This is a genomic window from Citrobacter sp. RHB36-C18 (assembly GCF_013814485.1).
GTDB lineage: Bacteria > Pseudomonadota > Gammaproteobacteria > Enterobacterales > Enterobacteriaceae > Citrobacter > Citrobacter braakii.
The window spans coordinates 984,928-997,768 of record NZ_CP057125.1 but is presented as its reverse complement, the minus strand read 5'-3'; the positions used below and the strand labels follow the sequence as shown (position 1 = coordinate 997,768).

10 protein-coding genes and 1 CRISPR repeat array are annotated in these 12,841 nt (G+C 49.6%); of the genes, 1 reads left to right on the top strand and 9 read right to left on the bottom strand.

Translation table 11 applies throughout. The annotated features are described in order from the left end of the window. Positions 1–171: 171 nt before the first annotated feature. A complete protein-coding gene (locus HVZ52_RS04745; RefSeq protein ID WP_019077559.1) occupies positions 172–1,218 on the top strand; it encodes an aminopeptidase in 1,047 nt (348 codons plus the stop codon). A 34-nt stretch (positions 1,219–1,252) separates the two neighbouring features. Then, positions 1,253–3,235: direct repeats of the CRISPR family, unit length 29 nt; unit sequence CGGTTTATCCCCGCTGGCGCGGGGAACAC. Positions 3,236–3,328: 93 nt separating this feature from the next. Here HVZ52_RS04745 and cas2e read toward each other — a convergent pair. The 9 genes from cas2e to cysH all read right to left on the bottom strand — a co-directional run bounded on the left by cas2e (position 3,329) and on the right by cysH (position 12,788). Continuing rightward, on the bottom strand, positions 3,329–3,613 hold the full coding sequence (gene cas2e, locus HVZ52_RS04740; RefSeq protein WP_046274804.1) for a type I-E CRISPR-associated endoribonuclease Cas2e: 285 nt from the start codon (positions 3,611–3,613) through the stop codon (positions 3,329–3,331). 3 nt (positions 3,614–3,616) lie between these two features. Next, positions 3,617–4,531, bottom strand: coding sequence for a type I-E CRISPR-associated endonuclease Cas1e (cas1e, locus tag HVZ52_RS04735; RefSeq protein ID WP_181598936.1), 915 nt, complete (start codon positions 4,529–4,531; stop codon positions 3,617–3,619). A 38-nt stretch (positions 4,532–4,569) separates the two neighbouring features. Then, a complete protein-coding gene (cas6e, locus tag HVZ52_RS04730; RefSeq protein ID WP_046274803.1) occupies positions 4,570–5,163 on the bottom strand; it encodes a type I-E CRISPR-associated protein Cas6/Cse3/CasE in 594 nt (197 codons plus the stop codon). After that, complete coding sequence (gene cas5e / locus HVZ52_RS04725; RefSeq protein ID WP_181598935.1) at positions 5,150–5,824, bottom strand: type I-E CRISPR-associated protein Cas5/CasD; 675 nt, start codon at positions 5,822–5,824, stop codon at positions 5,150–5,152. Before cas5e ends, cas6e begins: the two co-directional genes overlap by 14 nt. 2 nt (positions 5,825–5,826) lie before the next feature. Continuing rightward, positions 5,827–7,071 (bottom strand): type I-E CRISPR-associated protein Cas7/Cse4/CasC, encoded by a 1,245-nt coding sequence (gene cas7e, locus HVZ52_RS04720; protein WP_046274801.1) that lies wholly within the window; start codon positions 7,069–7,071, stop codon positions 5,827–5,829. Positions 7,072–7,081: 10 nt separating this feature from the next. Next, positions 7,082–7,573 carry a type I-E CRISPR-associated protein Cse2/CasB gene (casB, locus tag HVZ52_RS04715; RefSeq protein WP_249417956.1) on the bottom strand — a complete coding sequence of 164 codons (492 nt, stop codon included), beginning with the start codon at positions 7,571–7,573 and terminating at the stop codon, positions 7,082–7,084. Beyond that, entirely contained in the window at positions 7,557–9,068 is a 1,512-nt protein-coding gene (gene casA, locus HVZ52_RS04710) for a type I-E CRISPR-associated protein Cse1/CasA (RefSeq protein ID WP_181598934.1), read from the bottom strand. The genes casB and casA overlap by 17 nt, the downstream gene beginning before the upstream one ends. Positions 9,069–9,183: 115 nt before the next feature. Next, positions 9,184–11,862: a CRISPR-associated helicase/endonuclease Cas3 gene (cas3, locus tag HVZ52_RS04705; protein ID WP_181598933.1), complete on the bottom strand. Its 2,679-nt coding sequence runs from the start codon at positions 11,860–11,862 to the stop codon at positions 9,184–9,186. 191 nt (positions 11,863–12,053) lie between these two features. Continuing rightward, complete coding sequence (gene cysH / locus HVZ52_RS04700; RefSeq protein WP_181598932.1) at positions 12,054–12,788, bottom strand: phosphoadenosine phosphosulfate reductase; 735 nt, start codon at positions 12,786–12,788, stop codon at positions 12,054–12,056. Between the last annotated feature and the right edge of the window lie 53 nt (positions 12,789–12,841).

Here is a 12,841-nt window from a genome sequence, read left to right as displayed (position 1 = left end):
ACGAATTGGAATGAGTAGTTCCTCAAAGGAATAACGATCCGGAAAAGCAAATATCAAAAAGTGCTTAAGCTACCGAATTTCGGGCATTTAGGAGCAAATGAAATTGTTTTACCTCGATCACGGTTTCATACTAGCGGCTAAAAATTTCTGCTTGGTATTTAAGGACTCATTATGTTTTCCGCAACGCGCCCCCTTCTTGCAATCCTGGCGCTCGGCGCGTGCTTTATCCTTCCCGCACAGGCAACATCTTCCAAACCTGGAGATATCGCAAATACCCAGGCTCGATATATCGCAACGTTTTTCCCAGGCCGAGTAACGGGCTCTCCGGCAGAAATGTTGTCTGCTGATTATATTCGTCAGCAATTTCAGCAGATGGGCTACAGCAGTGATATTCGAACATTTAATAGCCGTTATGTTTATACCGCCAAAAATAACCGTAAAAACTGGCATAACGTCACGGGAAGTACCGTTATTGCCGCACATGAGGGTAAAGCGCCACAGCAGATTATTATCATGGCGCACCTCGACACCTACGCCGCACAGAGCGACGCCGATTCCGATGCCAATCTGGGTGGATTGACCCTGCAAGGTATTGATGACAACGCCGCAGGACTTGGCGTGATGCTGGAACTGGCGGAAAAACTCAAAGACGTGCCGACGCAGTACGGCATTCGATTTATCGCCACCAGCGGCGAGGAAGAAGGCAAACTGGGCGCGGAGAACATCCTGAAGCGAATGAGCGCCGCCGAGAAGAAAAATACGCTGCTGGTTATCAACCTCGATAACCTGATCGTCGGCGATAAGCTCTATTTCAATAGCGGTAAGAAAACCCCGGAAGCGGTGCGAAAATTGACGCGTGACCGGGCGCTGGCCATCGCGCACAGCCGCGGTATCGTAGCCAGCACCAATCCGGGGCTGAACAAAAACTATCCGAAAGGTACTGGATGTTGTAACGATGCAGAGGTCTTCGACGATGCGGGCATTGCCGTGCTCTCCGTTGAAGCAACCAACTGGAGTCTGGGCAAGAAAGATGGCTATCAACAGCGCGCCAAAAGCGCCTCGTTCCCGGCAGGCAACAGCTGGCACGATGTGCGACTGGATAACCAGCAGCATATCGATAAAGCCTTACCGGGCAGGATAGAGCACCGTAGCCGCGACGTGGTACGCATTATGCTCCCGCTGGTAAAAGAACTGGCAAAGGCGGGAAAATCCTCGTAACCCATCCAGCCACATAATATTTCTGCTTTCAAAGTGGATTATCCCCGCTGGCGCGGGGAACACGGTTCGTTTTTGATGTGTACTTCAGGATGTTCCGGTTTATCTCCGCTGGCGCGGGGAAAACGACATGGTTTCGGACACCATCAGAACCTCCGGCGGTTTATCCCCGCTGTCGCGGGGAACACAAAACATCCATCACATCACGCGGGACTTCCAGCGGTTTATCCCCGCTGGCGCGGGGAACACTTTACTATCGAGTTTTGAACAGTCGAGGTGATCGGTTTATCCCCGCTGGCGCGGGGAACACCATTTCGGCCGCAACGATTTGCCGCATCAACTCGGTTTATCCCCGCTGGCGCGGGGAACACAAATTCAGCGGCATCAGGGGTGTGTTTGCGTTCGGTTTATCCCCGCTGGCGCGGGGAACACACCGCCTCATTCTGTCGAGGTTTTCTACCGCCCGGTTTATCCCCGCTGGCGCGGGGAACACTATCACCACTGAATCACTGTCACTGGGAATGGCGGTTTATCCCCGCTGGCGCGGGGAACACAATAATTGAGGCGGGGTCGTAGCTCGTTTTTGCGGTTTATCCCCGCTGGCGCGGGGAACACTGAGTATGTATTTATGGGATTATGGGATTGAGCGGTTTATCCCCGCTGGCGCGGGGAACACGTGAGAGTACCGGCCAGTTCGTAACGGCAGCGCGGTTTATCCCCGCTGGCGCGGGGAACACCCGGGCGGCCTGTGGCCTGCTCAATCCCGGTGCGGTTTATCCCCGCTGGCGCGGGGAACACAAAATGTTTAATCTCTGAATTTTGGAAAAAATCGGTTTATCCCCGCTGGCGCGGGGAACACGGAGAGTGTCAGTTGCGATTGCGTCACCAGCTCGGTTTATCCCCGCTGGCGCGGGGAACACTTCAATACCGTTATGAGTAGAGATTAAACGGACGGTTTATCCCCCGCTGGCGCGGGGAACACAAGCAGTACCGGTGCCCAGTCAGCCCGCGCCGCGGTTTATCCCCGCTGGCGCGGGGAACACGAATATTCCGCAGCGTCAGTATCTTGGCCTGTCGGTTTATCCCCGCTGGCGCGGGGAACACTCCATTCCTCGTTAAATATGACCTGCGGCATACGGTTTATCCCCGCTGGCGCGGGGAACACGTCGGCAATCATCTCAGGTGTCAGCTCTCCACCGGTTTATCCCCGCTGGCGCGGGGAACACTTTTTCCCTGAACAACCCACAAATACCCGTCTCGGTTTATCCCCGCTGGCGCGGGGAACACTCATGCTGATTGCTCCTGGTTTTCAGTTAAATCGGTTTATCCCCGCTGGCGCGGGGAACACCCGTGAATGGGCTATCCGCTGCACTCACGAAGCGGTTTATCCCCGCTGGCGCGGGGAACACTTTGATTAATTGTGCTGCCGATTTGTGGTTTTCGGTTTATCCCCGCTGGCGCGGGGAACACTTTTCGTTCAGGGGGACATTCTCATAGTCCCGCGGTTTATCCCCGCTGGCGCGGGGAACACGGCGGTCAATTTTTGCGCGGTGAGTACAGTGTCGGTTTATCCCCGCTGGCGCGGGGAACACTGATTCTCTGATTCCGGCTGAGGCTACTGCGGCGGTTTATCCCCGCTGGCGCGGGGAACACGGCGGTCAAATTTCGCTCAGTGAGTACAGTATCGGTTTATCCCCGCTGGCGCGGGGAACACTTTACGGAGGCGTTTAAGAAATAAAGTGAGGTCGGTTTATCCCCGCTGGCGCGGGGAACACCGTCACCATTGAAGCCGCAGAAGGCGTGACCACCGGTTTATCCCCGCTGGCGCGGGGAACACAATTACGGCTCCCGCGTTGTTGAAGTTGAGGACGGTTTATCCCCGCTGGCGCGGGGAACACGCTGAGCGCTATGCCCGTAAAGCGGCTGGCCGCGGTTTATCCCCGCTGGCGCGGGGAACACGAACGCTTTCATTCGCGGTATCGCCGCACTCAGGGTTTATCCCCGCTGGCGCGGGGAACACTCTAAAACTATATCACTGATCTAAAAGGGATTATAGCCGTAGAAAAATTCCACCAAATTTTCCACATTATTAAAGAACTATAACCCATTGATTTTACGAAGGATGGAATGACACTAACCTTAATCCATCCAGTTCCACCGCCATGCGCCTGTTTTCACCCCATGTTTGAAAATCAAAACCAGACTCATTATTCACAGCCCAAGCCATAACAACATTACCTTCGTCTGCCAGGGTCGTGACCTGATGCCAGATCATTTCTCGCACCTTACGTGAGGTATCGCCAACGTAAACACCTGCGCGAACTTCTAATAACCAGACAGCCAGACGACCGCGCAAACGAGCAGGAACATTTTCGGTGACAACAACAAGCATACTCATGCGCTACCCCCTGTGCCCTGCATCGCCCAATGAAACAGGCTCAGGGATCGCCGGAGGTTGGGCATCTGCAAAAGGTTTAGGGATTTCAATTTCCCCGGCAGCCAGTACTTCCTCAATCAATGGGATGATCCGCACCAGCGTTTTCTGGCTGCGGAATATATCCCGACAGGCCAGACGAACCTCTTTATCTGGACTGACTGGCGCACGGGCAGCAATCTCGAAAGCAACCGGAACAACACCATCAAATTTGACGATATCAGCAATGTCATACACAAAAGAGAGCGGCTTACCTGAATGCACAAAACCAATAGCAGGTGCATAACCTGCGGCTAATACCGCCGCTTCGGTAATACCATAAAGGCAGGATGTGGCAGCACTAATACACTGATTAACCGTGTCGCCCTTTTTCCAGTCTTTAGGATCGTAACGTCGACCATGCCACTTCACACCGTAGCGCTCTGCCAGCAGAGCATAGCTCTGGCGTACCCGCGCGCCTTCGATGCCGCGGAGTTGTTCAACGGAGCGACGGCTGGGAGCAGGCTCACCAAAACGCAATTCGAACATTTTACGCACCACTTTCAGCCGGAGTTCTTCATCCAGCGCCAGCTTTGCCTGATACAACAGTCTGTCTGAACGCGCGCCTCCCGGCTGTCCGCAGGCGTACAGTCGTACACCTGCTTCACCAACCCATACCAGTAAGGTGCCCGTGGTTGCCGCCAGTCGCACTGCGGCATGAGAAACGCGCGTGCCTGGCTCCAGCATAATGCAGGCTATCGATCCCACCGGAATATGCGTTCGTATTCCCGTTTTGTCGATCAGCACGAACGCACCGTCGATCACATCAATCTGCCCGTATTGCAGAAAGATCATTGAGGTACGATCTTTCATTGGGATGGGTGACAAAGGTAAATAAACCACAACGACACCTCTATAGATATCAAACAAAATTAATGACTTCAGGCGATTGACAACAAACCACACCCCATCGCTTTTGCAGGCCCAATTCCTTGTATCAATATTTGATTGAACTTATCAGTATCCGAGACCGTCAGAAATCCATCAAAACAAACTGGCTGGATTTTTCCATTCCGGTTGTTTTTCTGAAAAAATAAGGCTTTCTCCTGGGTAATGCGACATTGTTCCAGAACAGCAATACCCGATAATTTCCGTTGTAACCATGCAGTCTGTTCACCTTCATCGATTAAAGGCACACGGCAACTTTTCACTTCTCCACGACTATTTTGCCGACGTTGAGCGTCCTTAATCGTTTTGACCGGATTAGCTCTCAGCCTGAAACGTAATCTGGCATTTTTTTCTAATCTAAAACCAAGCGGCTTACTCGCAACTACCTGAGCAACGATTGCATCACAAGGTGAAAGCATTGATTGCAGTAGTACCACGCCCCCCTTCCCGGTATGCAATTCTTCCAGACGGAAAAGGAAATCACGTGACATATCAGCGCGATCCGGGAAAAGTTGCCATAAGGCTCGATGAAGTTGATAAGGATCTCTGGCCCATCGCCAGTTAACAAAAATTTTACTCAGATACATTTCTTTTCCCCTTAATGACAAACCACTCCCTTGAGGCAAACTGACGGGGTAATGAAATGATAGGTTCATCCCTCATGCGAAAACGTTGATTTGCCGAACCAACGGCCTCTTCACAATAGATGTCCCCACCTGTCGGCGCATAATTCATCAGCGCATTTTCAGGATCTACCGCCTGGCAATCACCAACAAAAAGCGGCTCTGTCATAGGGCAAGAGCGTCGCCCCAGATAAGGTGTAAAATAAGGTTTACGAACGGCTTCGCTAAGCATTTCAACGTTAAAATCAGTCGATGGCAGACACCACACTGCCACCGTAAATGACGCGTCGCACAAATACTCACGCCAGGTTTGTATTGTCTGGTGGCATTTCAAACCAACGTAGTCTTCGCGCGCATCCTGGACCGTATGGTAGTCAATAATTTTTGTTACCTTTAACGGGTGGCTATCAACCATTTTCTGGTCACAGCGGATAGCAAAACGTACGCTGTTCGCAAGCTTTTGCAGGCTGTCCTTATTATTACGCCGAATCCCAAGGCATGCCCCCAGCAACCCAAGTAATCCACTACGCGTAGGAAAAGCCGCCGTTGGCCGCGTACCTTCGAATGTCGGTAATCCCCAGAATTGCATCGGACCCGCAAGGCGCAGAATCAGATACCGGTTCATAATCAAACCTCACCGCTATTACGGATCCACTGCTTCAGTTGCTCAAGGCTCTCCATCTTAGCGACTCCAGCAGGCAAACTGTCGCCGGTTAGCAAGAATTCAGCAGCAGGTCCGGTCAGGCCATAACCTTTCGAGACGCGTTCCCAGTATTCAGTGAATGCCTCAATTGAAGGTTTCAGATACCCCTCTTTGGCCTTAACCGGACACTCAAATGCATTAGCGAGCGAGAGAGGGAAATCAGAGAAATTAACCATCACTAAATCAGCAGGGTTAAACGCAGCAAAGGTACGTTGTTTGGCATTCGGTGTTTCAGTTGCCAGCATATGTGCCAGATGGGAAGCAATTTCCAGAACCTTACTACGATCAACACTACCGAGATTTTCCTGCAACTGACTGATATTCAGACTAGCGTAACGATAAAACACACCGGAGGAGAATTCTTGAGTATCGAGGTGCCCAGATCCCTGTGAGTCCAAATCATCTACTGCGGTAAACCAATCAATACCGGACTCAACAGCATGTGTGGTTATTGAATGAGCAACTGACATTGCTCCATCAATTGTTGTCATTAAACCTGATGTAGCCATACGACCAGATAATGCAATATCAAGCGTCTTATTGAGTGCGCCTTGAATTGCGCAGATATTATCTTTCATACGCTTCATAACTATTTTTGTGAGAAACTCATCCTTAACTTCCTCATCACTTTTCCTTGGCTTCGTCTTAGAAACCTTTCTCTTCTGCTCTTTTTCGATCGCTTTAGCTAAGTTTTCTTCTTCTTTTTCAGCTAATGGAGATTGATAAATATCCTGGACCATCCCACAAACAATCCGAAATTCTTCCACTGACCAAGGGGCTACAGCTGTTTTTTTCGATTTGACTGGAGCATCTGAATCGCCAGACATTTCTTCGTCCTCAGATTCATCTTCATTATCAACAACCCGGCTTACAAATAACTGAATCGTTTTATCAATCCAACATTTTTCGAGTGCCTGTTCTTCGCCCTCATTAATTTTTTGAGTAAGAGTATCAGCTAACAGCTCCAACTTTCGTGTTCGAACACTTGACTCCCCCAAATGCCGCGAGTAGTACTCACTTTTCCTTATTGCCCTCTTCAGACTCTGGCTGGAGATACGTACCCGGCGCTTACCACCAAAGACAGCATCTTTCTGCATATTCATATCGTCGCGGTTCAGGCATGAAGGGCTGTGGGAAATAAGAATGTGGAAATTGATAAAATTATTCATGAACGTATCCTTACTGATTTTTCTTTTGAGGGCTTGCAATTACAAAATCTTCCAGAAGCTGACGGCGCTCTTTTGGACTCCACCAGATAAGCTGGTTAGCAAAATCCGGCCAATATAAAATCGGCTCCGCATGTGCTAACAAGCGGCGCAGCTGTACCATATCAGCAGGCCATTCAGAGCGAAGAAGCTGAAAAACCCGACGCTCATTGATACGCTGCTGACTATTTGCCAACGCTTTACCTACGCTAATACCATATTTTTCCTCAGCTTCCTTTTCTTTATGGCAAACAGCATTTCTGCCTGCTGTAAGGCAAAATACCATGCGTAATAACGGTTTTTGATTCACTGGGTTATCCCAACCAAAGGAAGAAACCAACCGATAAAAAACCGGAATATCTTTTAACTCATCGGGTTCTGAAACCCGCCGGAGTTGAGCCCTGGCTCCGTTATCAAGCTGTTCCCATGCACGGTAAAGCGCCATGGTGTTAATCGACATTGTTATTACCTCCTTCTGGTTGTAATGCACAAAGATGTTTGTACAAACTTCGACGAGCAACGGCCAACGTAAGAGCCAGCTTAGGATGGTGTATATAGGGGGCCGTAGCGTCCTCGAATAAGCGTTCACAAACTTGATGAAGGTTCCTTCTCAGGTGTTCCAGAGCGTTGTCCGCATTCTCATATTCCAACGACGCAAGCAGATCAGGAATAATTAACTCACTTTGACGATAATAGTGACGCTCAGCGCTTTCATGCACCTTGATACCAGCACCTTTAACCTCACTGTTCTTGATACGCTTTGAAAATGTATCAAGTGCATTATGCAACGCAGCCTTATAACTCAATCCGGTAGTCACGATTTCATTAATAAGTTCCGGAAACTGCTGCCACCCTTGGTTAAAGGCTAATACCTCATGCCGCCGTTCAAGTATTGATGCTTTTTGGGTACGATAACCGCCAATAATGAGGTGTAATCTTTGACCACGAAGCAACTCTTGCGCCTGTTCAACAACAGCAGCGACACGATGGCCTTCACTCTTCGACGCTTCTTTTTCTACCAGAATACGGCTTATCTGGGTCCATGACGGTATCGAGGAAATAAAAGCAAGAAACTTCTGTTCGGGTTGGCCTTTTTTAACTTGTAACAAACGGGGGGAGTGTGGATGAGGCCATATTTCTTCAACGTTAAAGCTAAATTTTTCTTTCAGGAAACCATCATAACGCTGTTCGGCATTCTGACCGCAACCACTGCAAATTCCACCCGCTATTGTCGGGCATAGTTCAATATGTGCAGGCTGCCAGAATAGTCCCCTGAATAAACCAATACTGGCTGCCGGAATTTTTTCCCCGCTTTTGATCGGATCCTGCCAGACGAAACGATCATTTTGAGGTAACTCGCTATCCAGAAATATTTCCAGGTGCTGAGTAGTAAGCACATTAAGCCACACGGTAGTACGCAGATCGTTTCCCTGTACCAGGGTGGTTACTGGGGATCCACCGCGTAACCCACTCTTGAATCCACCGCCAAACCCGGGTGCATTATTTGCCTGATTAAAAAGCGCAATTGCCGTACATCCACCGCAAAGTGCGTTCCCCTGTCCTGGTTCGTTAACAAAAGCACAGTTTGTTGCTCCGGTTAATCCCACCAATAACTTATCCATCCCTGTAGCCTCTTTTGCCGCCACACCTTTTGTCTGCATAAAAGGCGCATCAGGATGGTTAAGCTGGAAAACCCCATTCCAGCCAGACACAGCATCGGTAAAGAGTGAATCAGAAAGTGGGTTGCTGAGGCGCTGCCGAAGCACCGGGTAATCCTGCACAGGTAAAATGACCTGAACCAAACAAATCAATAGCTGTAGTGCAGCCAACTCCATGTCATCACGAGGTAAACAGAGCCCCCATGACTGCGAACCACAAAGCAGAGTCTGTAACGTAATTATCTGCGGAGAACCGCCATGTAAAGGACGGACCGGTATCCATTTATCATTCAGAAGATCCATTCTGTTTTCCTTTTTGATTTTTTACTGGTCTCTCAAAACAACAACCAACGCCAGCACCACTGCGACTAAAGCAATAAACCTAATCTTGCCTCTATCATTCAAACTCTTCCTCGCGCTAAGCAGGGATGGTTCTTACCATCCCTGTCTCCACGGTGTAAGTGAGGGAAAACCGTTTCCCCTGGTATTGCCAGCCCCCTGAATCAATGTTTCCTTCCAGCCATAGCAACCCATCCTCATCAACTTTTTCAGTAAAGACCTCCTCCCAATGATGCGGCACGCCAACACGATTCAACATTAAGGCTTCACGCAGCAAATAATTATCCAGTTGTTCAACAAGTTGCCCATTTAATAAACATTTCCCCTGAGATGTCATCACGTAAGGTATTATCGGTAAGCTCATTTCACCATCACGCGTCACAGCACGAACGTTCTGATCGTCATCCGTCAGCACGGTATTCTCAGCCCAGTCCAGCATCAAACGAACACAATGCCTTTTAGCGAATTCCTTTTTCTGATACTCATCCATTCCGGCTGTTACCCATTCCGGCTCATTCATTTCCTCCGCATCGTCGTAAATCGGCTCAATCCAGCCACGATATGCCAGCGGGAAAACCAGAGGGTTATCACCTAAAGCCTCAATATATTGCTGGGTGCGCCACATCACGCGGGTATGGCTGTAGATCAGATTATGTGCGCCATAATCATCACCATCCGGGAGTAAAACGGTGGCTTTCGGAACAGAAAAGGCCGCCGGTCGCCAGTTCTCTTTATGGCGATGTAAGCGCCCCAACCGTTGGAATAAGTGATCCACAGGACACAATTGCGTAATTAACCAGTCAAAGCAGACATCTAAACTGGCTTCAATTACCTGGGTTGATACCAGGATCCGCCCGCAGCTACGATCGCCTTTCTTACCAAAATAGCTCAGCACCCCGCGCTCTTTTTTCTGACGATCAATCAACGTAAACCTGGCATGAAATAACATCACCTGAATATCTGTATCGGCCTGTGCCTGAATCTGCCAGAACACACGCTGCGCCACATCAACCAGGTTACAAATAATGCAGACTTGCGCTCCTGAGCGTGCGGCGGCAACCATCCTTTCGATCAACGTTGAGTCTGGCATTAACTCCGCAACATGGAGCGCTTCAAGGTAAAGCTGGAAAGCAGGAGGCAAATGTTCAGGTTTATGCTGCAAATCGAGTTGCTCTGCCCGTTGCGCATCGCACCAGCTAATTAGCGGATAAGGTTCAGGAAGAGGCAAGCGCCGCGTTACGACAGAATCAGATTTACCATGAGAAAGCAGGCGCTGGCGCTGTTTCGCCGACAAGGTTGCGGAAAGCAGAATCGCACTTCCTCCGGCTGCAAGTTGCTCACTTAAAACAGCATCGAGTAATCCATTCATATAGCTATCGTACGCATGAACTTCATCAACGATTAAAACGCTGCGTCCGGTGCCCAATCCCCGAATAAAACGATGACGGACAGGTAACACCGAAACAAGCACCTGGTCGATGGTGCACACGCCTACCTGTCCAAGAAAAACACGTTTATGCCCCTGGGAAAGCCACTCACAGCACTGGCTCCAGGCCTCCTCCCCCTGTGGGTTAGCACCTGCGTGTTTTAATGCCTTAAAGGTTGGGTTAAAGTCAGCATTGCCATGTGCCAGAACAATATTCGGATGTTCAAATATCTGGAGCGCCAACGTTCCCATCCGTTCCAGCATCGCATTCGCAGTAGCCTGCGTCGGCAAAGCAAAAATAATGCTATCGGCCAGATCGTTATCCAGTAATTTCCAGGCATAAGCCAATGCAGTTTCCGTTTTTCCTGAGCCTGTCGGTGCTTCAATTAATGTCACACCAGAGGCGACAGGTATCTCATCAACCAATATTTGTAGTTGTCGTGGAACATACCCTTTTTCAAGCAACGCCTGCGTACCAGAATAAGAGCTCACCGTCGTCAGTAAGCCACTGCGTTCTATAACTAGCGCCGCATCTTCCTCATACCGTTTTATAAAATAAGATTTTAATGCTTCGTCGCTTTTCGGCAGGGTTGCACAGAACTGAAAAGTATCTTCACTGCGCCAGGAGCCCAACCAATCGGAAACTGAACAAAATCCTGCTAAAAGCGTTGATGCCTTCGGGGGAATACTTTTCAGTGTGAGGCTGGCAGGTTGCAAAAATAACAGTTCGAGAACCTTGATCCATTCCCAACGCGCCGCTTTATCTCGCGCAGCGAAAGATTGAAAGAGGTGAGGCATTTCGTACTGACTTGATGAAATATGTGCTGCTTGCCGCACGTAGCCATGATGACCTGTCACGGCTTCAATCCAGGGAAACCAGGAAGCGTAAGGATGTGCAGATGGTTCATCAAAACTTAAGAAACCGTTATGATTTATTGTGGGTTGAAAGTCTTCAATAAACCAAAATAAACCGCCCACTCCGTGATCAAAATGTCGGCAAGTCTCCAGTGAAGGGCGTTTTAGCTTACCGTCTTCCGGATGTAACTCCAGCCATGTTGCGCACACCTTGCACTGGAAGCGAATGTCCCATTTGCCGAGATCATGCAGGGCAGTAAAAAACAGCAGCCATGCACGAATTTCGCTCTCTGTCGCCAATCGATCGCAGCAAAAATGACGACGCATGGCAACACTATGATCCCACCAGTACGCCGCTACCGCCGCCACATCCAGACAGTGATAGGGCAGCAAATGGTATGCATCCCCCTGGTCGTGAATATTTTCCTTTTTACTGGTTTTTCCCCAGTAAGCAAAATAAGGTGCGTAATTAGCCATTTATTAATAACAAGTCCGAATCCAAATATATTAAGAGAATTACAGACTAAGAAATAATATCGGTGATCAGAATCACACCTTAACGCGCAAAATAAAGTATTTATGCAAGATAATAATAAATATGAATAAGATGAATTATATAAATAAGCACCAGAAATATTTCCCTCTATTTTCCGGTGCTGATAAGACGATCACCCTTCATGCAATCCGCACTCGCGCTTCAATCCGAAGAACCGCGTCTCTTCTTCCGCCATACCCGGCTCCCACTTACGGGTGGTATGGGTATCACCAACTGACAGATAGCCCTGATCCCACAGTGGATGGTATTTCAGGCCGTGCTTTTGCAGGTACTGGTAAACGGTACGGTTGTCCCAGTCGATGATCGGCAGCACTTTAAACACGCCGCGCTGGATAGCCAACACCGGCAAATGCGCCCGGCTGCCCGACTGCTCGCGGCGCAGACCGGCAAACCAGGTTTGCGCATTGAGTTCTTTAAGCGCGCGGTTCATCGGCTCGACTTTGTTGATCTCATTGTATTTCTCAATGCCTTCAACGCCCTGCTCCCACAGTTTGCCGTAGCGCGCTTCCTGCCAGGCCGCGCTCTCCTTCGCCCGGTAGACTTGCAGATTAAGCTTGAGCTTGTCCGTTAACTCATCAATAAACTGGTAGGTTTCCGGGAACAAATAGCCCGTATCGGTGAGGATCACCGGGATATCCGGGTGAATCTGATTCACCAGGTGCAGGCTTACTGCCGCCTGGATACCAAAGCTTGATGACAGTACATATTCACCAGGCAGGTTTTCCAGCGCCCACGCCACGCGCCCTTCGGCGCTCAATTTTTCCAGTTGGTCGTTGGTTTGTGCCAACGCCATAACGCGTTCAACCTTCGGCAGCGCGTTCAACGCGTTGAGATCGAGTTTGGACATAAATTCCTCGCTGTTTACCTTGCCTGATGGCGCTGCGCTTATCAGGCCTACAG

Excerpts from the sequence above, each read along its gene's own strand:
- cysH (WP_181598932.1), bottom strand. The coding sequence starts at position 12,788 with ATGTCCAAACTCGATCTCAACGCGTTGAACGCGCTGCCGAAGGTTGAA.
- cas5e (WP_181598935.1), bottom strand. The coding sequence starts at position 5,824 with ATGAACCGGTATCTGATTCTGCGCCTTGCGGGTCCGATGCAATTCTGG.
- cas6e (WP_046274803.1), bottom strand. The coding sequence starts at position 5,163 with ATGTATCTGAGTAAAATTTTTGTTAACTGGCGATGGGCCAGAGATCCT.
- cas7e (WP_046274801.1), bottom strand. The coding sequence starts at position 7,071 with ATGAATAATTTTATCAATTTCCACATTCTTATTTCCCACAGCCCTTCA.
- casA (WP_181598934.1), bottom strand. The coding sequence starts at position 9,068 with ATGGATCTTCTGAATGATAAATGGATACCGGTCCGTCCTTTACATGGC.
- cas3 (WP_181598933.1), bottom strand. The coding sequence starts at position 11,862 with ATGGCTAATTACGCACCTTATTTTGCTTACTGGGGAAAAACCAGTAAA.
- cas2e (WP_046274804.1), bottom strand. The coding sequence starts at position 3,613 with ATGAGTATGCTTGTTGTTGTCACCGAAAATGTTCCTGCTCGTTTGCGC.
- HVZ52_RS04745 (WP_019077559.1), top strand. The coding sequence starts at position 172 with ATGTTTTCCGCAACGCGCCCCCTTCTTGCAATCCTGGCGCTCGGCGCG.